18 protein-coding genes are annotated in these 23,148 nt (G+C 43.9%); 12 read left to right on the top strand and 6 right to left on the bottom strand.

The features are described from left to right. Positions 1 to 23 precede the first annotated feature (23 nt). Positions 24 to 614 carry a DUF4948 family protein gene (locus tag HMPREF1536_RS24550; protein WP_028728674.1) on the top strand — a complete coding sequence of 197 codons (591 nt, stop codon included), beginning with the start codon at positions 24 to 26 and terminating at the stop codon, positions 612 to 614. 430 nt (positions 615 to 1,044) lie between these two features. Here the strand turns inward: HMPREF1536_RS24550 and HMPREF1536_RS24545 are convergent, their stop codons facing one another. After that, positions 1,045 to 1,266, bottom strand: a complete 222-nt coding sequence (locus HMPREF1536_RS24545) for a hypothetical protein (protein WP_028728673.1) — start codon at positions 1,264 to 1,266, stop codon at positions 1,045 to 1,047. Positions 1,267 to 1,398: 132 nt separating this feature from the next. On the opposite strand from HMPREF1536_RS24545, the gene HMPREF1536_RS27345 reads away from it, so the two are divergent. Continuing rightward, complete coding sequence (locus tag HMPREF1536_RS27345; protein ID WP_081693363.1) at positions 1,399 to 1,710, top strand: hypothetical protein; 312 nt, start codon at positions 1,399 to 1,401, stop codon at positions 1,708 to 1,710. Here the strand turns inward: HMPREF1536_RS27345 and HMPREF1536_RS24540 are convergent. Then, complete coding sequence (locus HMPREF1536_RS24540; protein WP_028728672.1) at positions 1,669 to 2,661, bottom strand: ComF family protein; 993 nt, start codon at positions 2,659 to 2,661, stop codon at positions 1,669 to 1,671. The two genes, HMPREF1536_RS27345 and HMPREF1536_RS24540, sit on opposite strands and share 42 nt — an antisense overlap. A gap of 242 nt (positions 2,662 to 2,903) precedes the next feature. Between HMPREF1536_RS24540 and HMPREF1536_RS24535 the strand changes: the two genes are divergently transcribed. Both HMPREF1536_RS24535 and HMPREF1536_RS24530 read left to right on the top strand, forming a co-directional pair. Beyond that, a complete protein-coding gene (locus HMPREF1536_RS24535; protein ID WP_028728671.1) occupies positions 2,904 to 3,197 on the top strand; it encodes a helix-turn-helix domain-containing protein in 294 nt (97 codons plus the stop codon). A 1-nt stretch (position 3,198) separates the two neighbouring features. Beyond that, a complete protein-coding gene (locus tag HMPREF1536_RS24530; protein ID WP_005858007.1) occupies positions 3,199 to 3,516 on the top strand; it encodes a helix-turn-helix domain-containing protein in 318 nt (105 codons plus the stop codon). Between the two features lie 93 nt (positions 3,517 to 3,609). On the opposite strand, the gene HMPREF1536_RS24525 is transcribed toward HMPREF1536_RS24530, so the two are convergent. Further along, entirely contained in the window at positions 3,610 to 4,905 is a 1,296-nt protein-coding gene (locus HMPREF1536_RS24525; protein WP_028728670.1) for a site-specific integrase, read from the bottom strand. A gap of 447 nt (positions 4,906 to 5,352) precedes the next feature. Next, positions 5,353 to 5,931, bottom strand: a complete 579-nt coding sequence (tpx, locus tag HMPREF1536_RS24520; RefSeq protein ID WP_081693360.1) for a thiol peroxidase — start codon at positions 5,929 to 5,931, stop codon at positions 5,353 to 5,355. Between the two features lie 329 nt (positions 5,932 to 6,260). On the opposite strand from tpx, the gene HMPREF1536_RS24515 reads away from it, so the two are divergent. The 3 genes from HMPREF1536_RS24515 to HMPREF1536_RS24505 all read left to right on the top strand — a co-directional run bounded on the left by HMPREF1536_RS24515 (position 6,261) and on the right by HMPREF1536_RS24505 (position 12,224). Next, a complete protein-coding gene (locus HMPREF1536_RS24515) occupies positions 6,261 to 8,528 on the top strand; it encodes a bifunctional alpha,alpha-trehalose-phosphate synthase (UDP-forming)/trehalose-phosphatase (protein WP_028728668.1) in 2,268 nt (755 codons plus the stop codon). Continuing rightward, complete coding sequence (locus tag HMPREF1536_RS24510) at positions 8,525 to 10,315, top strand: glycoside hydrolase family 15 protein (RefSeq protein WP_028728667.1); 1,791 nt, start codon at positions 8,525 to 8,527, stop codon at positions 10,313 to 10,315. The genes HMPREF1536_RS24515 and HMPREF1536_RS24510 overlap by 4 nt, the downstream gene beginning before the upstream one ends. A gap of 292 nt (positions 10,316 to 10,607) precedes the next feature. Continuing rightward, positions 10,608 to 12,224: an ABC-F family ATP-binding cassette domain-containing protein gene (locus tag HMPREF1536_RS24505; protein ID WP_028728666.1), complete on the top strand. Its 1,617-nt coding sequence runs from the start codon at positions 10,608 to 10,610 to the stop codon at positions 12,222 to 12,224. Positions 12,225 to 12,301: 77 nt separating this feature from the next. On the opposite strand, the gene gldB is transcribed toward HMPREF1536_RS24505, so the two are convergent. Continuing rightward, positions 12,302 to 13,297, bottom strand: a complete 996-nt coding sequence (gldB, locus tag HMPREF1536_RS24500) for a gliding motility lipoprotein GldB (RefSeq protein WP_028728665.1) — start codon at positions 13,295 to 13,297, stop codon at positions 12,302 to 12,304. A gap of 207 nt (positions 13,298 to 13,504) precedes the next feature. Between gldB and HMPREF1536_RS24495 the strand changes: the two genes are divergently transcribed. Further along, complete coding sequence (locus HMPREF1536_RS24495; RefSeq protein ID WP_028728664.1) at positions 13,505 to 14,827, top strand: MATE family efflux transporter; 1,323 nt, start codon at positions 13,505 to 13,507, stop codon at positions 14,825 to 14,827. 5 nt (positions 14,828 to 14,832) lie between these two features. On the opposite strand, the gene HMPREF1536_RS24490 is transcribed toward HMPREF1536_RS24495, so the two are convergent. Beyond that, complete coding sequence (locus HMPREF1536_RS24490) at positions 14,833 to 15,957, bottom strand: DNA polymerase III subunit (RefSeq protein ID WP_028728663.1); 1,125 nt, start codon at positions 15,955 to 15,957, stop codon at positions 14,833 to 14,835. Between the two features lie 951 nt (positions 15,958 to 16,908). Here HMPREF1536_RS24490 and HMPREF1536_RS24485 point away from each other — a divergent pair. From HMPREF1536_RS24485 to HMPREF1536_RS24470, 4 genes are all read left to right on the top strand, one after another. Beyond that, entirely contained in the window at positions 16,909 to 17,751 is an 843-nt protein-coding gene (locus HMPREF1536_RS24485) for a metallophosphoesterase (protein ID WP_225608010.1), read from the top strand. Positions 17,752 to 17,781: 30 nt separating this feature from the next. Beyond that, a complete protein-coding gene (locus tag HMPREF1536_RS24480; RefSeq protein ID WP_044192760.1) occupies positions 17,782 to 18,354 on the top strand; it encodes an RNA polymerase sigma-70 factor in 573 nt (190 codons plus the stop codon). 55 nt (positions 18,355 to 18,409) lie between these two features. Then, complete coding sequence (locus tag HMPREF1536_RS24475) at positions 18,410 to 19,336, top strand: FecR family protein (RefSeq protein ID WP_052349866.1); 927 nt, start codon at positions 18,410 to 18,412, stop codon at positions 19,334 to 19,336. A gap of 390 nt (positions 19,337 to 19,726) precedes the next feature. Next, positions 19,727 to 23,119 carry a TonB-dependent receptor gene (locus HMPREF1536_RS24470; RefSeq protein ID WP_028728660.1) on the top strand — a complete coding sequence of 1,131 codons (3,393 nt, stop codon included), beginning with the start codon at positions 19,727 to 19,729 and terminating at the stop codon, positions 23,117 to 23,119. The last annotated feature ends 29 nt before the right edge of the window (positions 23,120 to 23,148 follow it).

Genomic DNA, 23,148 nt, shown 5'->3' with positions numbered 1-23,148 from the left:
CCAAGCATCATCTACATAAAAATATGAGAACATTCGCCATAATCCTGCTTTTAGCAAGCCTGTTTGCCGCAAGTTGCGGAGAGCCGCCCATGCCACCGAGCGACGAGGAAATGATACGCCACTTTACCACGCACGAGGCGGCGTTCCGCAAGGTGTACGAAATCATGTCAGAGAGTTCAGAAGGCAGTTTCCACTACCCGCCGCTTTCTCCGGAAGAGGTCATTATACTTGATTCAACAGAGCAAAGCGATATATACCATGAATCAAATGACGAACAAGACCTCCCGGTATATGGGCTGCTGAAGCCAGACCGAATACAGCTCGATTCCCTGTTGGCAGAGATTGGATGCGGTCTTGTCCTTGTTGACCGCAGGGAATGGGAAACGGCGGATTCGGTATATGTGAGCCTCGTTATGCCGTACTATTCCCACGGCATCGTGGATGCGGGAACGTCCAAGAGTTTCGTTTACGATCCCGGATTGGAAAGCCGCCGGAATATCCGTATCACCGAACACGGCGACCTGAACGAGATCTATCGCAGGACGTACAACGACACCACGCTGTACAAGCCCGTCAAGGCAGGCTGGTACATCAAGTTAGACCATTCACGATAACTTGAAATGCCGACACGGAGCGGTTGACAGCGGACGTCAGGACGAAACAGCCATGCGCTAAGGATTGAGCGCAAACCGGGGAAAAATCCCATACCTCTGCGAGGACTTATAACGGAAAGCCTGCCCCGGAGGGGAACGCCTCAATAACCATTTATAAAACTGCTTTAAAGCATACTTTGGAAAAAAGGGAAACCGAATATTCCGAAGTTTCGCTCTTGTTTTTTATATTTGTGATTGAATGAAATGGAATATGCGGGATGCTGTAAACCATTAGCTGTAATAAGAACATGAAACAGAAATATTTTATATTCAATCTTTTACTAAAAATATGGTTTGGAATATTATGTGCCAGCCTATTGTGTACTTTGGGAATTACTTGGCTGACAGCTCAAAGCACGAAACCTGTACCAAACGATAATCTTGATACTACTTATAAAGGCATGCTATTGACATGGTCAATTCTTGGAGTTTTGATATTGTCTGTTGGATCAACCACTTTGTTTTTGAATTGTTTTGCAAAAATAAGACGTAACAGCTTATGCAGTTTTCTATCATTTTTTATTATTCCAATCTTAATACTCTTATTTTCAGGAACAATGTGTTTGTATAATATTACAATTCCATTTTTACTTTGTTTATTGGTATCATACATGTTGTTTAGAAATAAAATAATACAAAAACAAACGAATAAATCGTCTTTGAAAGGTTAATTATTCTCTGAATATTAGGAATAAAGCAAAAATATAAAAGATATGGCTACAACTATAAAACAGAAACGACATAAATGAAACTACAATCAATATCAAGGATATTGTGGGGGCTATGCTGTCTGCTGTTGCTGTGGGCGGTTGTCGCTGACTCTATACAATTCTCAAAGCATCCGGAACTTTACCCGATAGGTTGTGAAGGATTAAGTTGGAGCTATGAATCTTCCGAAAACTATATCCTTACGGGCTGGGTGGCGATTGGTTGGAGTGCCATCGGCTTTATCGCATCTGCCTGCTATCGTTTCAAGTATAGCGGAAAAATACTGCTGGTACATTTTGTACTGACACTACTTCGATGTTGTTGGATTTGTATAGTCATTTATGGATAGATCCTTCCGCTCGTCCTCGAAAGCGATTGTCTTGGCAAGAAACATGCCTATCACGAACTTTGCACCGTGCTCGATCAGCTTGCGCCTTAGCTGAAGAAATGTAGAGCCGGTTGTAAGCACGTCATCTACCAATAAAACACATTTGTCCTTGAAATATTCGGGGTGGAACTCCAGATTGGCGGTGCGGTCTCCGTTCCCGTGCGTGCCCTTGTATTGCGCCCGGTCATAAGCGACGGTTATCGCCCCGTACCCGTCGGCAACTCCCATGTCCGCCGAGAGCTTGCGGCAGAACGCCTCGTATCGGGTGCGGTGCTTCTCCCGTGTGGATGCCGGGACGGGAACCAGCACGGCACAGTGCCTGTTCTCCTGAATCGCCCGGATGCGGCTGGCGGCGATGGAGAAGAGCTTGACGAAGAGGTCGGTCTGCTCACCGCTCTTGAAACGCCAGACGGCGTTCGACACCTTCTTCCCCTCGAAGGTGATCTTGTCGTTCCGCCGGACGGGGCAATAGTCATAAAGGTATAAACACAAGCTGCCGTCCAAGCGGAAGAAACCCTGAAAGCGGTTGTCGAGCGGAAAGAACGCCTTGCGGAAGTCATTGAAGAAAGTGAAGACAAGGATATTGTTCCAGAAACGTGCCTCGTCCTCGCTGCCGGAATCGAGCCTGTACATGAATCCCGCCAAGTTCCCGCTCTCGTACAAGCCCATGCCGATGGTCAGGCGGCTGTTGAAGTCGGTCTGGCTGACGATGTACCAGCCGCACCGGGCGAAATGCTCCTCGTAGCCGGAACGGGTCTCCAGCAGGAAATAGAACTTGCCGTCGTCCTCGAAACGGATGACGTACTCGCAGCGCAGGCGGCGTGCGATCTTGCCCAAGATGCGGCTCTCCTCCTCGATGACCGCAGGAGTGGCAAGGAAGGTGTATTGCGCGATAAAGACAGCCTCGTCCATAGTGATGATGTTTGGTCGGTTACAAATATGCGAAATGTCCGGCACACGGCAAGCGGAAAGGGCGGAAAATATGCGGAAGGGCGTGCGGATATGTAGAGCTTCTCCCTGCTTTTCACCGCCCGGAACGTGACAAGGCTACAAACGTGAAGCAAAACGAGGACAAGCGGTACGGTTTTGATACACGGACATATACAGACCGGTATATTTGCAGGGAAGTATAACCATAAAAACGTATCGGGACAATGGAAATAGTAAGCATCGAGAGAAAGACCTTCGAGGAGATGAAGGAACGGTTCGGCAGCTTTTCGCAGCACGTGAGGGAGCTTTGCGCCCGCTACCGCCCGCCCGAAAAGATGAACTGGATGGACGGGGCGGACGTGTGCGAGAAATTAGGCATCAGCAAGCGGACATTGCAGACCTACCGTGACCGGGGGCTGCTGCCGTACAGCCAGATCAACCACAAGATTTACTACCGGACGGAGGACGTGGAGGCGTTCGTGGAAACCATGAGCCGGGAAATGACGGAGGACGAGTGAGATGGAAGTGATCACAAGGGACACGGAAGAGGTACGGGCGTACTTCGAGGCACTGGAGGAAGGCATGAGGTACCTTGACACGGTAACGGCGCACTTCCGCCCGGCGATGAACGGCGAGGTCTATCTCACGGGCGAGGACGTGTGCAGGCTGCTGCACATCACGCCGAGAACGTTGCAGGACTACCGCACGCAACGGCTGATCCCGTACATATCGCTGCCGGGCAAGACGCTCTACCGCCAGTCGGATCTGCTGCGTATGCTGGAGGAGAACTACGTGGACATGCGCCCAAAGCGCAAACGGGGGAAAAGTCCAACATAAACGCACGGGGGTGTGCATCGGGAAATGCAGCAAAGGCAGGGACACCGCATCGGAAGTTCCTGCCTTTGCCGCATTCTGCACCGGAGAAAGGCGTCAAGCCGTTTCCCGGAGGGAGCGGCGCACCCGCTTCCCGTCCTGCTTCCTGTCCTTCTTCTCCAGCACGCTCCGCTGCATGGCGGCAAGGTTGCCGGAGATCGCCCGGAAATCGGAGCTTACCATCCTGTTGGTCACCTCGGCGTAGATCTGGGTCGTGGAAATGTGCTTGTGCCCGAGTATCTTGGAGAGCGCCTCGATGGTGCCGCCGTTGCAGAGATAGACGGTCGTGGCGAAGGTGTGGCGGCTCAGGTGGAAGCCGATCTCCTTGTGGATGCCGCAGGCTTTGGCTATCCGTTTGAGGTGGGTGTTGCACACGCTGTTGCTGGGCATGGGGAAGACAAGGTCGCCCCCGGCAAGCCCCCTGTACCTCTCTATCAGCTCCTTGGCAATCTCCATGAGGGGAACGTTGCTCGATACACGGGTCTTGGTGCGCCGGGTGATGATCCATTCCTCGCCGTCGAAGTCCATGCGCTGTATCTTGTCATGGGTGAGCGTCTTTATGTCAATGTAGCTAAGCCCGGTGAAACACCCGAAGAGGAACATGTCCCGCACGAGGCTGGTCTGTTTCTTGACGAACACGGCGTTAGCCAAGGTGCGCAGCTCCTCTTCCGTGAGATAGCCCCGGTCGGTCTCCTGCATCTCAAGGCTGTACTCGCCGAAGGGGTCGGTGCGGACGATTCCACGCCGCCACGCCTTGTCGGTCAGGCTGAGCAGGGGCATGGTGTATATCCAGAGGGTATTGGCACTCAGCCCTTTCTCTACCCGCAGGTACTTGTCGAAATCGGTGATGATTTCCTTGGTCAGTTCCTTGTAAGCCATGTCGGTGCGCTTCTTCTTCTCCCAAAGGAAGGTCTTGAAATGGTTGTAAACAGCCAGATACTTGTTGTAGGTGGACTTGGCTCGCTGCCCTTTCTCCACCATCGCCCCGAACTCCCGGTTCATGTTCCCGAAGTCTTTGAGGATGCAGTTCTCCATCACGCCGACACCGAGGAAGGCGTTGCGCAGCTTCTCGGCGGTGACGAAATCCTCTTCCCGGAGGATGCGGTGGTAGTGGTTGGTGAGCCGGGCGGAGACCTCCTTCAGTTGCCCGTTTATCTCGTTTGCCTCGGCGGACTTGCCTTTCGCCTTGCCGTTCTCCCAGAGGTCGGGAGTAACAAACAGCTTGGTTCCCACTGCCTTGTCATCGCCGTCAACGGAGATTTTCACCATGATGGGGGCTTTCCCGTCCCGGTTTCTCACTGCGGATCTCTTGATGTAGAACGAGGTCGCAAACGTACTTCTCTTTGTTTCCATAACTCTAAAATTTTCGTTTCTAAAGGTAGTTACTTATTTCTTACCAAGAGCTATGCAAAACAAGGCAAAGCGATGAAACAGAACTCGTTATGTCGCATATACCCCGTTTCGGAACCGGTAGCTGTTTAGTAGCCGAACTTTGTCCGAAAGGGGTGTTTTCAGGCTTTTTATGCCGAAGCCTGCTTCAACCCGCCCTGCATACAAGATGCTGACCTGCATTTATTTATGTAGAACTTTGCTTTTCTTTGCGCCTTATGCCGATTTTTTTGAAATAAATGATTTGTATATGTACTGTATGCAGTATGAAATATAGAGATAACTTTAGAACTACTAGCTATTATGGCTACTATGACTTCTATAATACCTGATATTTTTGTTTGTTTCATTTTTAGTAAGAGTGTATATTTTATGTACCAGATGGAACTTATATGAGCATGACTCTTTTGTTTACTTCGCCTTCTTCGCAGCTGCTATAGCCGCTTTATAATCCGGTTCCTGTCCGATCTCTTTTACATACTGTACATAAGATATTTTGCCGTCTTTACCGACCACAACCACACCGCGGGCAAGCAATTTATTTTCCTTCATAAGAAAACCGTAATTCATACCGAACTCACTTTCCTTGTAATCCGACAGCGTATAAATACGGTCGATACCTTCCGCCGCACAGAAACGTTCCAGGGCAAACGGTAAATCTTTCGACAGGGTGAGTACAACCACATCCTCTCCTAAACCGGAAGCCTCTTCGTTAAACTTCCTCGTCTGGGCGGCACAAACCTTTGTATCGACCGACGGGAATACGGACAGTATAACAACTTTCCCTTTGAAGTCGGATAACTTTACTTCTTTCATCTTCCCGTCTATCCCTGTAAAATCAGGAGCTGTTTCACCTACATAAGCCTTTGTGCCTAATAAGGTGACAGGTTTACCTCGCATGGTTATCTTCTCGGAATTGCTGTCCGGTGATTGTGCCGATAAAATACCGGAACAAAGCAACAGGCACAACAGAATGTATAATCTACTCATAATTACCTTTTTCTTTTTGTTATGTTCTTATTGTATGTTTACAAATTTATAATAATAACGGGAAACGGATCTGATTTCTCCATTCATTTTATCTATTGGCTCATCGATAGATGTTATCAGCAAAGCAATAGCATTCATATGTTTTCGGTCACAATCCTTAATGATACACACGAATATTCTTAATCCCCCCTTTCAAAATGAAAAAGACAACTCCATTTTGAAAGGGAAACCAATCTGTATATGTCGTGTTGTATTCTTGTTGTATGCTGATTATCAAGTTGTATAAACGTAATAAGTTCTTCTGGCATACCCTTTGCCCTGTAATCTGTATGAAACTCTATATAATATCAAACAGATTACCGGTTAAAGTAGCCGATCAGAATGGAACCTTCGCATTATCCCGGAGCGAAGGCGGATTGGCAACCGGCTTGGATTCTCTTCAGACTTCCTGTGAGAAACATTGGATAGGATGGCCGGGAATATGTGTGGACAAACCGGAAGAAAAGCAGGAGATCGGTGCTAAACTGGAAGAAATGAACTTTCACCCGGTCTTTTTATCCGGTTCGCATATCGAGAAGTATTATGAAGGATATAGCAATAGTACGATCTGGCCTTTGTGCCATTATTTCTTCGTATATACCCTTTATAAGAATAGTTTCTGGCAATCCTATCAGGAGGTTAATCAGCTTTTTTGTGATGAGATATGCCGTTGGGTAAAGCCCGGTGACAAGGTATGGATACAGGATTATCAGTTGATGCTGCTTCCTGCGATGTTGCGGAAGGCTTGTCCGGAACTAAATATCGGTTATTTCCACCATATTCCTTTTCCTTCCTATGAGTTATTCCGTATTTTGCCGGAACGGGCGGAGATATTGAACGGATTGCTGGGAGCGGATTTTATCGCTTTCCATACACATGACTATATGCGGCATTTTATCAGTGCCGTGGAACGCGTACTTCGTATCGACTTCAAACTGGATGAAATACAGTTGTGTAACCGTATTGTCCGGGTGGATGCATTGCCGATGGGCATTAATTATGAACTGTACCATGAAGCTTTCCGTAAGCCGGAAGTCAGGTCGGCTATCGACCGTACCCGTAAACAGTTCGGGAATAATAAACTGATCTTGTCTGTCGACCGGCTGGATTACAGCAAAGGTATCTTACACCGGTTATGGGGATTTTCCTCTTTTCTCGAAAAGCATCCCGAGTATCATGGAAAAGTGACCCTGGCGATGGTCATCGTCCCGTCACGCGACCACGTAGGAAGTTATGCGACACTGAAGACGAAAATAGATGAGGAGATCGGTTCGATCAACGGACGTTACTCGACGATGGACTGGACGCCCGTCTGTTATTTTTATCATAGTTTCTCACTGGAAGAACTGACAGCAATGTATTATGTAGCCGATGTGGCACTGGTTACTCCTTTGCGTGACGGTATGAACCTGGTGGCTAAGGAATATGTGGCAACGAAATCTGATACCACCGGTGTCCTGATATTAAGTGAAATGGCGGGTGCCGCAGTAGAAATGACGGATGCATTGCTGATCAATCCCAATGATGCCGAACAGATAGATGAAGCCATTTGCCGGGCATTGGAAATGCCGGAAGATGAACAGAGAATGCGTTTGCAACGTATGCAGGAGATCATTTCGGTACAGACGGTAAACAAATGGGCGGGAGATTTTGTAAACGAATTGAACGACACCGGATTGAAAAACCAACAGCTTCGCCGCAAACTCATATCTGCCCGAACGGTGGAGACGATCCGCAAGGCTTATCGTGAAACCCGCGAACGTTTACTTCTTTTCGATTATGACGGTACGTTGGCGGCTCTTGCAGCTCGTCCCGAAGAGGCTTGTCCAACTGGGGAACTGCTTGCATTCTTAAAAGATCTCTCGGATGATCCGGCCAACCATATTGTCATCAATAGCGGACGGGATCATCTCACTTTGGATAAATGGCTGGGAAGTTTGCCTGTTTCTTTCGCCGCTGAACATGGTGCATTCTATAAAGAGGATGGGGTGTGGCATAAGAACATAAGGAAAAAGGAAGTCTGGGATGACGGTTTATTGTCTGTCTTGCACAAGTTTGTGGAAAAGACTCCCCGTGCCCGTCTGGAAATAAAAGAAACTGCTTTGGCATGGCATTACCGGGAATGCGATGTTTGGCTCGGTTCGTTGCGGGCGCAGCAGTTGGTCAATGCTTTGGTTTCCATCTGCATGCCTCTCCATCTGCAAATTATGCAGGGAGATAAAGTCGTAGAGATCAAATCTCCTGATTATAATAAAGGTTCTGAAGTAAACCGGCTGATGCGGCAACGGCATTATGATTTCATACTGGCGATCGGGGATGATACGACGGATGAGGATATGTTTCGTGCCTTGCCGGGTAATTCGGTAACAATCAAGGTCGGTAATGTGTCGGATGTAGCGAATTACAATCTGACTTCGCAGGCGGAGGTCTTACCGTTTCTGCAAAGTATTATCGACCGCCATGTGGTAGAGAAGAAGAAAAATGTAAAAGACCGTATCAAATCGGCTTTTGGCTTTTTCAAAGGATTACTGAGTAATAATATAAAACAATCGATATGAATAATCTGAATTATGGAGTTATAGGTAATTGCCGTACGGCAGCTCTTATCTCGGAAACGGGGAACATCGAATGGTTGTGTTTGCCTGATTTTGACTCCCCGTCTGTTTTTGCCTCTCTGCTCGACAGGGAGAAAGGTGGAAACTTCGGGTTTGAAGTGGATGAAAGTTATCAGATATCACAATCGTACATGCCTCATACCAATATCCTGCAAACCCGTTTTTATTCTGAAACAGATGAGTTTGTGGTCTTGGATTTTATGCCTTGTTACCGTTCGAGAGACAATGAACATTATCTTCCGGCAGAACTTTACCGGTATATCCATCCGGTAAAAGGCGCTCCCCGTTTTAAGGTGGATTACAATCCGGCCCCGAACTATGCCCGGGGAAAGGTCGTTTATAACATGACTTCGCAATATCTTGAAACCTATTGTTGTTTTGAAAATAAAGACCGTCAATATTTGTATTCTTCCATACCCTTAATGCATATTGTCGAGCAGAAGGAGATCGTCCTCGAAAAGGATGAATTCTTCCTTCTTTCTTATAATGAAAAGGTGATACCGATCGATATCGAACGGGAAAAACTGGAATATTGCCGTACGCTTGTTTATTGGTTGAACTGGACGAACCGGACAAAGAAATATACCTTATATAACGAAGTCATCGAACGCAGTCTGTTGATACTGAAGTTGATGTCGTACTATAACGGAGCTGTTCTGGCAGCTCTTACCACCAGTCTTCCGGAAACGATCGGGGACGTGCGTAACTGGGATTACCGCTTCTGCTGGCTGAGGGATGCATCCATGTCAATCGAAACCTTATTCCAAATCGGCCATGCAGGGGCGGCTAAACGTTTTATGCGTTTCATACAATCTACCTTTGTTGCCCGTCATGAGTCCTATCAGATTATGTATGGCATCCGGGGAGAACGGTTATTGACAGAGACAATTTTATCCCATCTGTCCGGCTATAAAAACTCCGGGCCGGTAAGGATCGGCAACGACGCTTACCATCAACGGCAGAATGATTCGTTCGGTTACCTGATGGATCTGATCTACCAGTATTATCGTTTGATGCCCGGAACGTTGGATGAAATAGAAGATATGTGGGAAATGGTGAAAAGCATCCTTTCTATGGTGACGGACGATTGGAGGAAGCCGGATAAAGGTATCTGGGAGATCAGAGGGGAGAGCCGTCACTTCGTATCCTCGAAGGTGATGTGCTGGGTGGCTTTGGATCGTGGAGTCCGGATTGCTTCTTTATTGGATAAACCCGGTTATTGCGAACTCTGGCAAAAGGAAGCGGATGAAATACGGAAAGACGTGTTTGAACAGGGTTGGAAAGAGGAGATACAGAGTTTCTCCCAGACGTATGATAACCTGGCATTGGATTCGTCTCTGTTATTGATGGAGCCTTACGGGTTTATTCAGGCGGATGATGTACGGTATATTAAGACTGTTGATGCCGTGAAAAAGGCTCTTTTCCATAAAGGACTGATGTATCGCTATAATAGTGCGGATGATTTCGGTATGCCTTCCTCTGCTTTTACGATCTGTACGTTCTGGCTGATACAAGCCTTGTTTGTTACCGGACGGAAAGATGAGGCCAGGCTTTTGTTTGATGAGATACTGAAATATTCGAACCATTTGGGATTGTTCAGTGAAGATATCGACTTCGATACAAAAGAACAATTGGGGAATTTCCCGCAGGCTTATTCTCATCTGGCATTGGTGAAAACAGCCATTTTATTTGCTGAAGAAGATAAGCGGTTACCGTTTTTCCGTCCCTGACAGACTAATAAAGGGGAGGGTGGGAGGCAAACATAGTTTTAGATTGAATTTGCATAATATTTGGATATATACAAAAAGTATTCTTATCTTTGCCGCATAATTTTATAAATACTCCGATGAAAATATCTTAAGTAAAGCCGGTTTACATACTAATTAAGAGGTGCCTTAAAATGGTTTCACCCCCATTGTTTATATTACCTTTTCCTTATATACCTTCCCGGCTATCTGAGTGCCACTCTCAGGCACGTTTTTAATCCACTTTAGTTTCTAACATTTTTAAAGCAATTAGTCTATGTGCATATCAGTACAGCAGCTTAGCTATATCCATGCGGATAAAGAACCACTGTTTCAGAATATTAATTTGACGGTAAATAAAGGAGAACAAGTCTCATTGGTCGGAAATAACGGTTCCGGTAAATCTACTTTGCTACGTATTATTGAAGGAGGTTTGAAACCTGTTTCGGGCGAAGTCGTTTGTTCTTCCCAACCTTATTATGTGCCCCAGCATTTCGGGCAATACGATCAGTTGACGGTTATGCAGGCCTTACAGGTAGAGTCTAAAATTAAAGCCTTGCAGGCCATTATTGCCGGGGATGCATCTATCGGAAATTTTACCGCTCTGGATGATGACTGGAATATCGAGGAACGTTGTCTGGCGGCTCTTTCCTTTTGGGGATTGCAGCATATCCGGTTGGATCAGCCCATGTGTACGCTTAGTGGCGGTGAAAAGACAAAAGTATTCCTGTCGGGCCTGCAAATTCATTCTCCGGGAATTATACTGATGGATGAACCGACCAACCATCTGGATACCGGAAGCAGAAATAAGTTATACGGTTTCATTGAGTCGAGTCGTGCCACAATGCTTATCGTGAGCCACGACAGGACTTTATTGAACCTGCTGCCTTATACCTGCGAACTGGACAGAAGCACCATTTCGCTCTATGGCGGTAATTATGAATTCTACAAGGAACAGAAGGAACAAGCCCTGGCTGCCTTGCAAAATCAATTAAGTGAAAAAGAAAAAGAGTTGCGTCTGGCAAAGAAGATAGCCAGGGAAGCACTCGAGAGAAAGAATAAATCGAGTTCAAGGGGAGAGAAAAACGCTGTAAAAAAAGGCATTCCCCGGATAATGATGGGGGCCATGAAGGAGGGCGCAGAGAATAGTACCGTTAAATTAAAGAACGTACACGATGATAAAATGAGTGCGATCAGCTCTTCCATTGCGGATATACAGACTGCTTTGCCTAATATGCGGCAGATGAAAACGGATTTTAATTCACCGGATCTTCATATAGGAAAGATATTGGTAACGGCCAAAGACGTGAACTTTGGATATGGCGAAAGCCGTTTGTGGCAAGATCCGTTGAACCTGCAAATAAAAAGCGGCGACCGTATCCGGTTCAGCGGAAATAACGGTGCGGGAAAGACAACCTTACTGAAATTACTCTTGGGAGAACTGGAACCGACGGAAGGAACTATTACCCGTGCAGACTTTAAATATATCTATATCGACCAGGAATATTCGATCGTGCAACCTCATCTTACGGTTTTTGAGCAGTTGGAGCAATTTAACCTGTTTGCCAAACCGGAACATGAGTTAAAAATGATACTGAGCCGTTTTCTTTTCCCGGTCGGCACCTGGGATAAAAGCTGTTCAAAACTAAGCGGGGGAGAGAAGATGCGCCTGGCGATCTGTTGCCTGATGGTTAGCAATAGTACACCCGATTTGTTTATTTTGGATGAACCGACGAACAATTTGGATATACAGAGTGTTAATATAATAACAGCAGCAATAAAGGACTATAACGGTACGGTGCTGCTGGTATCTCACGATCTTTATTTTGTGAAAGAAATAAAAATAAACAGGGTAGTTGAACTTTTTTCTTCAAGTCCTGTTATTAAGATATAGTGTTTTTCATGGTATTAGAATTAAGTTAGATTAGGTTATCCGTCTTGTTCGTGAGAATAGGGCGGTTTTTTTATGTCCTATGGTTTGTACTTCGATAATGTCAGAATCTCCTGCGGATTGTTGTTGTTCATCAGTGCTTCGGGAGTCGCATTTGTTTCATTCATATATTGAGTGATGATCTGCAAGCCGATCCAGCTTCCGATATTTCCGGGAGCATCGCTGGTCAGGAAATGAGCGGGCATATCTTCGAAATACTTCATGGTCGTCATTTGATCGGGGGTGTATAAATGCTTACGCTCTACGATCGCTTTCCATAAGTTCGCTTCATTATTTTTACACCATTCCCATGATTGGTCGGTATAACCGAACAAGTTGGCCGGCGTCATTTCGGGCAAAGCCAGCAGAACCATATATTTTATCTTTCCTTCGTAAATCATCCGGTCGAGCAGTACGTTCTCTTTTCCGTCGAACGGATATTCGGACATCAACCAGCCTGCAACATAATCGGGCACTACATGCGAGGGTTGCATTTTACTACGTTGATAGTCATAAAAGAAGTCCTGATATAAAGGATAATCTTCTCCCATATATTTATCGATGGACAGAGATAATAAGCTGTCACCCACCAATACATTCTGGTTGAAACCGGAGACGTGCATATATAAAGCCGGTATTTGCATAGTCGGGAAGTTTTCGTGTATCCAGGCGAAGGCATTACCCAGGGATTGTTCCAGCCCTGCTACGGAGTCGTACTTTTGGATGGCATCGCCGTACAGCTTCTTCAAGGTCGGTTCCGAATAAAAGTTTTCGAGTTTGGTAAAGAATCCCGGAAGATCCGGCGACTGCATGTTGAGGATGCCTTTACCCAGTATTTCGGTCATTTGCGGATATTTGGCTAATAACTGCTGATTAAGGGTTGTGTCGTCCGAATTGATCAATTGGAACAATTCTTTATCGAACCGGTTGATTGGCATCGGTACGGCAGAGGTAATGCTGTTGGCATTTGTATTTTGTCCGTTGCAGCTGCAAAAGCAAACGGTCATGAGGAGTGTCAGGAATATTTTGAGGCTCATCGTTTATATCTTTATGTTATGTATCTTCTTCTTTCCTTGTCATTTTAATACGTTAAAAAATATTACTCGTGATACTAATTCCAAATAGTCGCCATAGTAATCTGATTTACCCGCTATAGTATGACAAATTGATAAACGGATATTTATACGTTATATTGTATGGAAAGTATCTTATTACTACCTTTGCAGCCCTTTTGAATATCCAATATGCAATTTACGAATAAACAAATTTGGCAAATCACCTATCCTGTACTTATCAGTTTGCTGATGGAGCACATGATCGGGTTAACAGATACGGCTTACCTGGGAAGGGTAGGAGAGGTGGAACTTGGTGCGTCGGCATTGGCCGGAGTCTATTATCTGGTTATTTATATGCTGGGGTTCGGCTTTAGTGTCGGGGCGCAGGTATTGATGGCACGAAGGAATGGGGCACATGATTATACACGGATCGGCCCGGTATTTATGCAAGGTTCGCTTTTCCTGTTACTACTTGCCGCTACTTTATTTACAGTTTCCCATTTCTATTCTCCTGTTATCTTGCGGAAGCTGATCGGTTCGGATGACGTGTATCATGCGACGATGAGTTATATCGACTGGCGTGTTTACGGTTTCTTCTTCTCATTCGTGGCAGTTATGTTCAGGGCTTTCTATGTGGGTATAACCAAGACGAAGATACTGACAGCCAACTCTGTAGTAATGGTGCTGACGAATGTGATGCTGAATTATGTCCTGATATTCGGTAAATTCGGATTTCCGGCCTTAGGGATTGCCGGAGCAGCTATTGCTTCCTCTATCTCGGAAGCTGTATCGGTGCTGTTCTTTATTATTTATACATGGAAGAAAATCGATTATAAGAAATATGCCATGTTCAGTTTCACCGGGATCGATTTCCGGATGTTGAAACAGATATTAAATGTATCTATCTGGATTATGGTGCAGCATGGCATTGCATTTATCGGTTGGTTCATCTTCTTTGTCGTGATGGAACATCAGGGGGAACGGCCGTTGGCTATTACGAATGTGGTGCGTAGTATATCTTCTTTCCTGTTTATGTTTGTCAATGCGTTTGCTTCTACTTCAAGCTCGTTGGTCAGTAATTTGATCGGCCAGGGGAAATCTGATCAGGTGATGGGATTATGTGGACGTATGATGCGGCTGTGTTATTTCTTCGTGTTGCCTATAAGTGCACTACTCGCCTTATTCCCGGATCTGGTTTTAAGGATATATACGGATAATCCGGATTTGATACAGAGTTCTATCCCTTCTCTATGGGTGATGCTTTCTTCTTATCTACTGGCTGTTCCGGCTTTTATCTATTTCTTTAGTGTGTCGGGCACCGGAAATACACAATCGGCCTTGTTGATCGATATGGCAAGTATCTTCGTATATGTGGCTTATACCTATTTTATTGGAGTCTGGCTGATGGCTGATGTTGCCGTTTGCTGGACGACGGAATTTGCTTACAACGGGATGCTGCTGATCTCGTTCTTCTATCTTTGGAAAGGGAATTGGAGAAATAAGAAGATATAAGGATATTATCTCTTTATCAGTACCGTAAGCCTGAGAGACAGATCGAAGAATACCATTTTGGCATTTACGTTCTGTGTGATATGGCGTTCCGCTTTAGCCAGTTCTTCCATGATGTCGAATACATTTCGTTCGTTCACGTAGGGGGCGAACTTGGTGGCGAATCCTGCTTCATCCAGATTCATATAATTGAGGTCGGGTGACTGGAAGCGGTACATGAAATTCTCACGGATCAGATGTTGGCAATATTGCAGGAAGTTCTTCTGTCGTTCACGTCCGATGCTGGCGAGCACATCACCCATCGCTTTCATTCCTTTTACGTTGCGTGCCCATGAGTTACGCATCATCGTCTTGAACTGTTCCAGATAGAAACTGTTTTCTTCGCTCAGGCTGATTGCTTCGACAGCCTTCAGATAACTGCCATTAGCCAGGTGAGCTACATGTTTGGCATCGTCAGGAGCCAGTCCGAACTGTGTGACCATAGCAGCGGTGATCGCTTCCGGATGGATGGAACGGACATTGATCCGCTGTGCACGCGACAGGATCGTTCCCAATATCTGGTCGGGTAATTCGGATACCATCAGGATAACCGTATTCAAAGGCGGTTCTTCTATCACTTTTAATAACTTATTGGCACAGGTAGGATGTAACTTTTCCGGTAGCCAGACCAGCAGGATGCGGTAAGTAGCTTCGTATATCTTGAGGTTCAGTTTACGGATGATTTCGTCACTTTCCTTCGAATAGATCAACGCCTGCGAGTTACCGGCTTCGATATAATCCAGCCATCCGTCTATGTTGAAATAAGGGCGGCCTTTCAGAAAACCTCTCCATTCGGACAGGTAATCGTCGCATACTTCCTTTTTCTTCTCTTTTTTCGATACGATAGGGAATACGAAGTGTAAGTCGGGGTGAGCCAGTTCGTTATACTTCAGGCAGGAAGGACATTGCCCGCAGGCATCGTTCTCTGTGCGATGCGTACAATTCAGATAACGGGCATAAGCCAGTGCCAAAGGAAAGGCACCTGCACCGCCCTGTTCCGTAAAGAGTTGAGCGTGAGGGACAACTCCTGTCTGAGCTGAGTGTATTAATTGTTTCTTAATCTCTTCCTGACCGATTATATCTTTGAAGTACATGAACGCTCCTTGTTAAGTTGATAGAACAAAGGTACGAATAATCGGGGAAATAAGAAATGCCGTTTTAATGTGTCGGTTGTATTTTACTAAATATACTTTTAGCTATAAAGAGTAATAGCAGGAAAGGATATACTGCCAAATCCATAGCAATGAATAATATGTATTTCATATCAGTCTTATTTTTAATTTTTATCTGTATGACAGAAATATTTTGAAAACCCCTATCATTATAACAGCTTTTTTTTATTTATGTTGAAAATGACACAAAGACATGTATAGTTAATAATACGTGATAAAATATGCTTGTATTCTCTTTTTTAGTGACGGGCAAAGGTATTAAAAAGCTGCATTCGGGTTTGATATTGTTACAAACATTAACGTTTAAACCTTCCACAGGCCTTGAAAAATTTCATTCGGGTGTTTTTTGAAAAAGGTCCGGAAGAAAATTTATAAAAGTCCGGACCTTTTTTTGCAAAAGACTGGACTTAACAAATGTAAATAAGGGGGCTTTTTTTCATGAAATAAGCACTTTTTGTAAGATAAGTATATGCCGTAGAGCATGTTTTTACTCTATATTGCTTGAGTGGATGGCTGCTTTCAGATTATCTATGCGAGTGGTATATTTATGAAAAGTAGACGATAAGATGGTAAATAAGCTGTTTTGTTGTTTTGTGGCTTGGATTTATTGGCAGATTATTTCTTTTTGATAAATGCAATGTCTTTGTGAGTGCTTTATTTATAACCGTTGTGTGTAACGGGGCAGAATAGAGTAATCTCCGGCAGGTAAATTATCAAAATGACAAATAGATAATAGTAAGCGATATTTTTTCTTTTTCTGAAAATAGTAATACATTTGTCAGAGTATAGAACCTGTTAATTACTCATTATATGAAAAATCTCAGATATCTAATAGTTCTCTTTGTTTTGTTAACCAGTTTTTCTGCAACACGTATGTTTAGTCAAGACACTTCTCCTCTGATCCGTTTTGGTCTGATTGCTGATATTCAGTACGGCGATTGTGATACGCATGGGGATCGCTATTACAGAAACTCTTTGGAGAAACTAACTTCCTGCATAGATAGTTTAAATGAACAGAAAGTGCAGTTTACGATTAATCTGGGTGATATAGTAGACAGAAGCCCTGCTGACATAGATCCGGTGGTCGATTTGCTGAAGAAACTGGATGCTCCTGTTTTTCATACGACGGGCAACCACGATTACAAAGGTTTTACAAATAATGGAGACCTGTTTAACAAGTTGGATATGCCCGCAGAGTATTATTCCTTTAAGAAAGGAGACTGGCTTTTTATTATGCTGAACACCAATGAAATCGCCTCTTATTCCAATATAAAAGGCACCTGGAAAGAAGCTGAACTGCCGGTTATGCTGGATCGTATTAAATCATCCAAACGTAATAATGACCAGGATTGGAACGGCGGTATCAGTAGCAAACAACTGCAATGGCTGAAAGACCAGTTGCAAGAGGCACAGAAAAACGGCATGAAAGTACTGGTGCTTTCGCATAATCCGATTTATCCTGCTACAGAATTTACCGCATTGAACGATCAGGAGATACTGGATACCATCGTCGATTTCTCTTGTGTGAAATGTGTGATCAGCGGTCATCATCATACCGGGGCTTTTGCCTATTATAAAAATATTCCCTGCATAACGACGGAAGGTATGATTGAAACAGAGTCTAAAAATGCTTTTGGTGTGGTGGATATTTATGAAAACGGACTTGTGCTGACCGGATACGGAAGGACGAAATCGTATACTATTCCATTGAAATAGGGAATATAAATAAATGATACTTACACGAAGATGGGTGCAATAAAAGCAGATAGAACGGATGAATTGTTCCGGCGAATTTCCTTTTCAGATGACGAGGAAGCTTTCCGGCTATTATTCTACGATTTTTTCTCTCCTTTATGTGTGTTTGCTTACCGGTATGTAGAAGATAAAGCAACCTGTGAAGATATTGTGCAGGATACCTTTTTTCGGATATGGAAGAATAGGAAGAGTCTGGATATACATGTTTCAGCCCGTAACTTTTTATTGACTACCGTGAGGAACAGTTGTCTGGATTGGTTGCGGAAACAGGCTGTCGAGAAGCGTTGGGAAGAGAAGTTCATGGAAGAGCCGGAAGAGGATACTTCCGATCTGTATACGACTGTGGAACTGGAATACCTTCTTAACCAGGCTTTAGATAAATTGCCGGAGCAGATATCTTCCACCTTTCGGAGTAATCGTTTTGACGGGAAAACATATACGGAGATAGCCGAAGAGAAAAATATTTCGGTAAAAACGGTTGAGTCTTATATGACCAAGGCTTTGAAGCATCTTCGGGTGGAGCTGAAGGATTATTTGCCTTTTTTTATCGGATTTCTTTATTGAGGCATAGGGTATATGGGTAGGTTGTTCGTCTATATAGTAAAAATAGAAGATAGTTATGAAAGAGCATGATACAGATATGAAATCTATCCTTGAACTTTCTGACAGACTGATGGCACAGAAAAAAATAAATGTGGATCGGAACTGGACAGAACTACATAAGCGTATCAGGAACGATCGCTGGAAAGTGCGTCTGGGGCAGTTCATACGGACTTTTGCTGCAATATTATTATTACCGCTGTTGATCCTTTCTGGTTACTTGTATTATCATTTGGAACAATGGAAATCTTTGCCGGTCGAACAAGTGGAACTGGTAGCAGCTTATGGAGTTGTCTCAAAGGTTGTTTTGTCCGACGGTTCGGAGGTTTGGCTAAATTCCGGTTCTAAACTAATATATCCCAACCGGTTTGTTGGAAAACGTCAGGTTTACTTATCGGGAGAGGCTTATTTTAAAGTAGAATCGGACGCTTCCCATCGTTTTGATGTACAAACCTCGGATGGCGTAACCGTGAGTGCTTACGGAACGGAGTTTAATGTACAGGCTTATGATAAAGAACCGAATGTAACAGCTACTTTAGCCAAAGGACAAATCAGTGTCGAGCAGGAGGATTTGCAATTGAGTAAGCATTTGAAACCGGGTGAGCAGGCTGTATTTGCCAGAAACGAAAAAAATATCACCTTGCAAAAGGCTAATATATTAATGGAAACAGCCTGGAAAGACGGTAGGATCATGTTCCGCAGAACACCGATGGAAGATGTTGCCAAGCAACTTTCCCGTCATTTTAATGTGGATATTCAACTACAGGGAAAAGAAGTGTTCGGATATTCTTATTCGGCAACGTTTACTACGGAGACACTGGCTGAAATACTTTCTTTACTGGAAAAGAGTGCACCGATCCGTTGTGAGATCATAGAACCGGAGCAGCAGGGTGACTATGCCTTCTCGAAGAAAAAGGTACTTATTCATTCTTATTATCCAAAGTAAAATAACTGGAATTACTTTATTCAGTAAATTATTCGTGTGAAGTTTTTATTGATGGGATGTCTTGATTATTATAGATCGGATATCCTGTTCGGGGAATCTTGTGCTGTTCGGGCAGTTTAAAATAAAGTAAATATATTTTTTTGAAAAAAAGATTACTTTTTTCGTAGGGTATTCTTCCGGGCAGTTCGTCTATATATTGAGATATGGAAATAAATATTGTTTAATTGTTAACTTTAAAAGTATATGAGAAAAGGAGAAACATAGCCCCAAAAAGAACGGGAAAACGAAGCTGTTTTCCCGCCTGTGAGATAAACGTTCTTTGAACATCCTACCTTTCAAAGTCCGTTTTTAATTAAGTTTTTACACCTAATCATAATCTAGTGTGAATTTATGAAGAAAATATTAATTCCGAAAGAATTTAAGTCTTCTTGTGACTTATTACCAAAAATTCCCATGCGTATGCGGATCACTTCAATTTTGTTAGCTGGTTTTCTGTTTCAAGCCCATGCGGAAACACTTTATTCCCAGTCTGCCCGTGTCTCTTTGGAAATGCGCAATGCCACAGTGGAAGAAGTGCTTAATGAGATAGAAGCGAAATCAGATTACTATTTCTTATATAATAGTAAATTGATCAATGTAGATCGTAAAGTATCAGTGTCTGTAAATGAAAACAGTGTCGAATCTGTTTTACATAGGCTGTTCGATGGAACGGATATCGATTACAAAGTAAATGACAAGCAAATTGTGTTGAGCCTGAAAACATTGAGGATGAATTTACCAGGCATCGATCAACGGAAAAAGAATATAACAGGAACAGTTGTCGATGCAACCGGACTTCCTATTATCGGTGCTAATGTGATGATTAAAGGAACCACCAACGGTACAGTGACCGACGTAGAAGGCCGGTTCTCTTTGGAAACATCCGATGATGCTATCCTGGAAGTTTCTTATATCGGTTATACAAGCTACGAAGCTCCGGTTGGCAATAAGAGTTCTTTCACTATCACTTTAAAAGAAGATCTGAAGACTTTGGACGAAGTAGTAGTTGTTGCCTATGGTACGCAGAATAAACGAAGTGTAACAGGCTCTATGGAAACGGTAAAATTGGATGATCTTTCCGAGCTGCCTGTCGGTCAGTTCTCTCAGAAAATGCAAGGACAGGTTACTGGTGTTCAGATCAGCCAGGGTTCGGGACGACCGGGACAGGGTGTTAATGTACGTATCCGTGGTGCCGCTTCTATTTCTACTACATCTACTCCTCTTTATGTAGTCGATGGTTTCCCTATCGTCGGAGATATTAATAACATTAACCCGAATGAAATAGAGAGCATGACGGTCTTAAAGGATGCGGCCGCCACTTCTCTGTATGGGTCGAGAGCTGCCTTCGGTGTTATTCTGATTACAACCAAACGTGCAAAGGCCGGTGAAACCAAAGTAAGTTCAAACGCTTACATGGGTATTCAGCAGGTTCCTAAACATGGACGTCCGGAACTGATGAATGGTACGGAATGGGCTCAGTTCAGGAAAGAACATTATGAAGATATGGGGATAGAAGTTCCTGATGCCTTTAAGAATCCGTCGCAATACGGCGAAGGTTACGATTGGTATGATGCGATGTTGCGCACTGCCATGATTGGCGATTATAGTGTTTCTGTCAATGCAAGCAAAGGTGATTTTACAAGTTCGATCGTTCTGGGTTATTTCAGACAGGAAGGTGTTGTAAATAATTCGGCCTATAATCGGTTTACCGCCCGTGCGAATAATGAATATAAATTCAATGATAAATTTAAGATTGCGTTTAATATCGCACCGAGTTTCAGCTTTGACGATGCTCCTCCTGCTGATGGATTTTTCGGAAGTGGTGGCGGATTGCTGGATAATGCCAGATTAACTCCTCCTATTCTTTCCTGGAAAGAGGCAGACGGTTCATTACCTGTTATGGTAACGACTCCGGGTGTAACCTCTTTTGAAACTCCGAACTGGATACGTTCTGCAAAAGACATAACGAACAGATCGCAGTGGAATCGCTTGCTGACCAACGGTTATCTGGAATATGAGCCGATCAGTGATTTGAAATTAAAAACAAGTATCAGTGTTGATTTGGGAAATAGCAATACTCATTATTTCCAGCCGTCTACTGCAGGCCGTGCTTTTGCTGCCGCCCCAAGTAAGATCAATGCTTATCTTTCGGACAAGACATTCCGCTATTGGTCGTGGCTGTCTGAAAATACAGTGTCGTATGCTAAACAGCTCGGTGAACATTCCTTCGATATTTTAGGTGGTTATACCGTTCAGCAATATCGTAGTGATTATTCTGAAATATCCGGCTCCAATTTCCCGGACGACCGCATCCAGACGATCAATATGGCGCTTGTAAAGAATAATCCCTCTATGGATATCCAGGAATGGAGTATGATCTCTTATCTGGCTCGTTTGAACTATGATTATAAAGGACGTTATCTGCTGAATGCAAGTATCCGTCGTGATGGTTCTTCCCGTTTCGGTAAGAATACAAAATGGGGTAATTTCCCGTCGGTTTCTTTAGGATGGATCGCCAGTGAAGAAGAGTTTATGCAGAAGATCGAACCGATTTCTTTCCTGAAGGTTCGTGGAAGTTACGGATTGGTTGGTAATAATAATATTGGTAACTATACTCATTATAATGTCGTAAGCAGTGCTAATACGGTATTTGGTGAAACGTCTTCCAGCGGTACGGCCGTGACCCAACTGGGTAATGATAACCTGGGATGGGAAACGACTAAACAATTGGATTTAGGTGTTGATTTCGGCTTCCTTAATAACCGTATTAATTTTACATACGATTATTACAACAAGCGTACAACCGAATTGCTTTACAATCTGCCTATTCCTCAGGAGTCCGGATTCTCCAGTTTTACGGGTAATGTCGGTGAATTAAAATTCTGGGGACATGAATTTTCTCTGGATACAAAAAACCTCGTAGGCGAATTTAAATGGAATACGAATTTCAATATTGCATTCAGCGATAATAAAGTATTGTCTTTATCCGGAAACAGCGATCAGATCGTTGCTTATGCAGAACGTGTTTCTACAATTACAAAAGTAGGAGGTCGGATCGGACAGTTCTACGGGCCTATCCAGTTAGGTGTTTACGTCGATCAGCATGATTTCGATAATTCACCCAAGATGGTAGACTCGCAGGTGGGTACGATTAAATTTAAGGATATCAATGGGGATGGCCAGATTACATGGTCGGATGTCGATGGTGATAAAACGGAGATAGGAAACCCGTTCCCGAAATTTGTTTTCGGTTTCACCAATAATTTCTCTTATAAGAATTTTGATTTATCTATCGTGACATCCGGTACTTATGGTAATAAGGTTTGGGCGAATGAAGAAGGTATTGCGAATCTGGATGGTGTATTCAATGTATTGAAAGATATTAAAGACAGATGGCGTTCTCCTGAAAATCCCGGAGCCGGGAAATATGGTAAAACAACAGGATCGACCGAACCTGACCGTTTGAACCATTCCAGAAGTGTATACAATGGTAGCCATTTAACAATCAACAATGTGACATTAGGCTATAATATACCTTGTGCGGGGATTAAAGGTATAAGTAATCTGAGAGTATATGGCAGTATCCAGAACCTGTATACATTTACAAAATATCCTTACGGAAACCCGGAAGCCGGTGTGGATCAAAACGGAAATGCGCCAAGTGCTTTGCTGCAAGGTATTGACTTCTCTACTTATCCCGTTCCCCGTACATTTACATTGGGTATAAGCTTAACGATCGATTGATAAATTATAAACGAATAAGTCTTTTTGTT

It is taken from the genome of Parabacteroides gordonii MS-1 = DSM 23371, from assembly GCF_000969825.1.
GTDB classification, from domain to species: Bacteria; Bacteroidota; Bacteroidia; order Bacteroidales; family Tannerellaceae; genus Parabacteroides; species Parabacteroides gordonii.
This window is presented reverse-complemented; position numbering and strand designations above follow the sequence as displayed.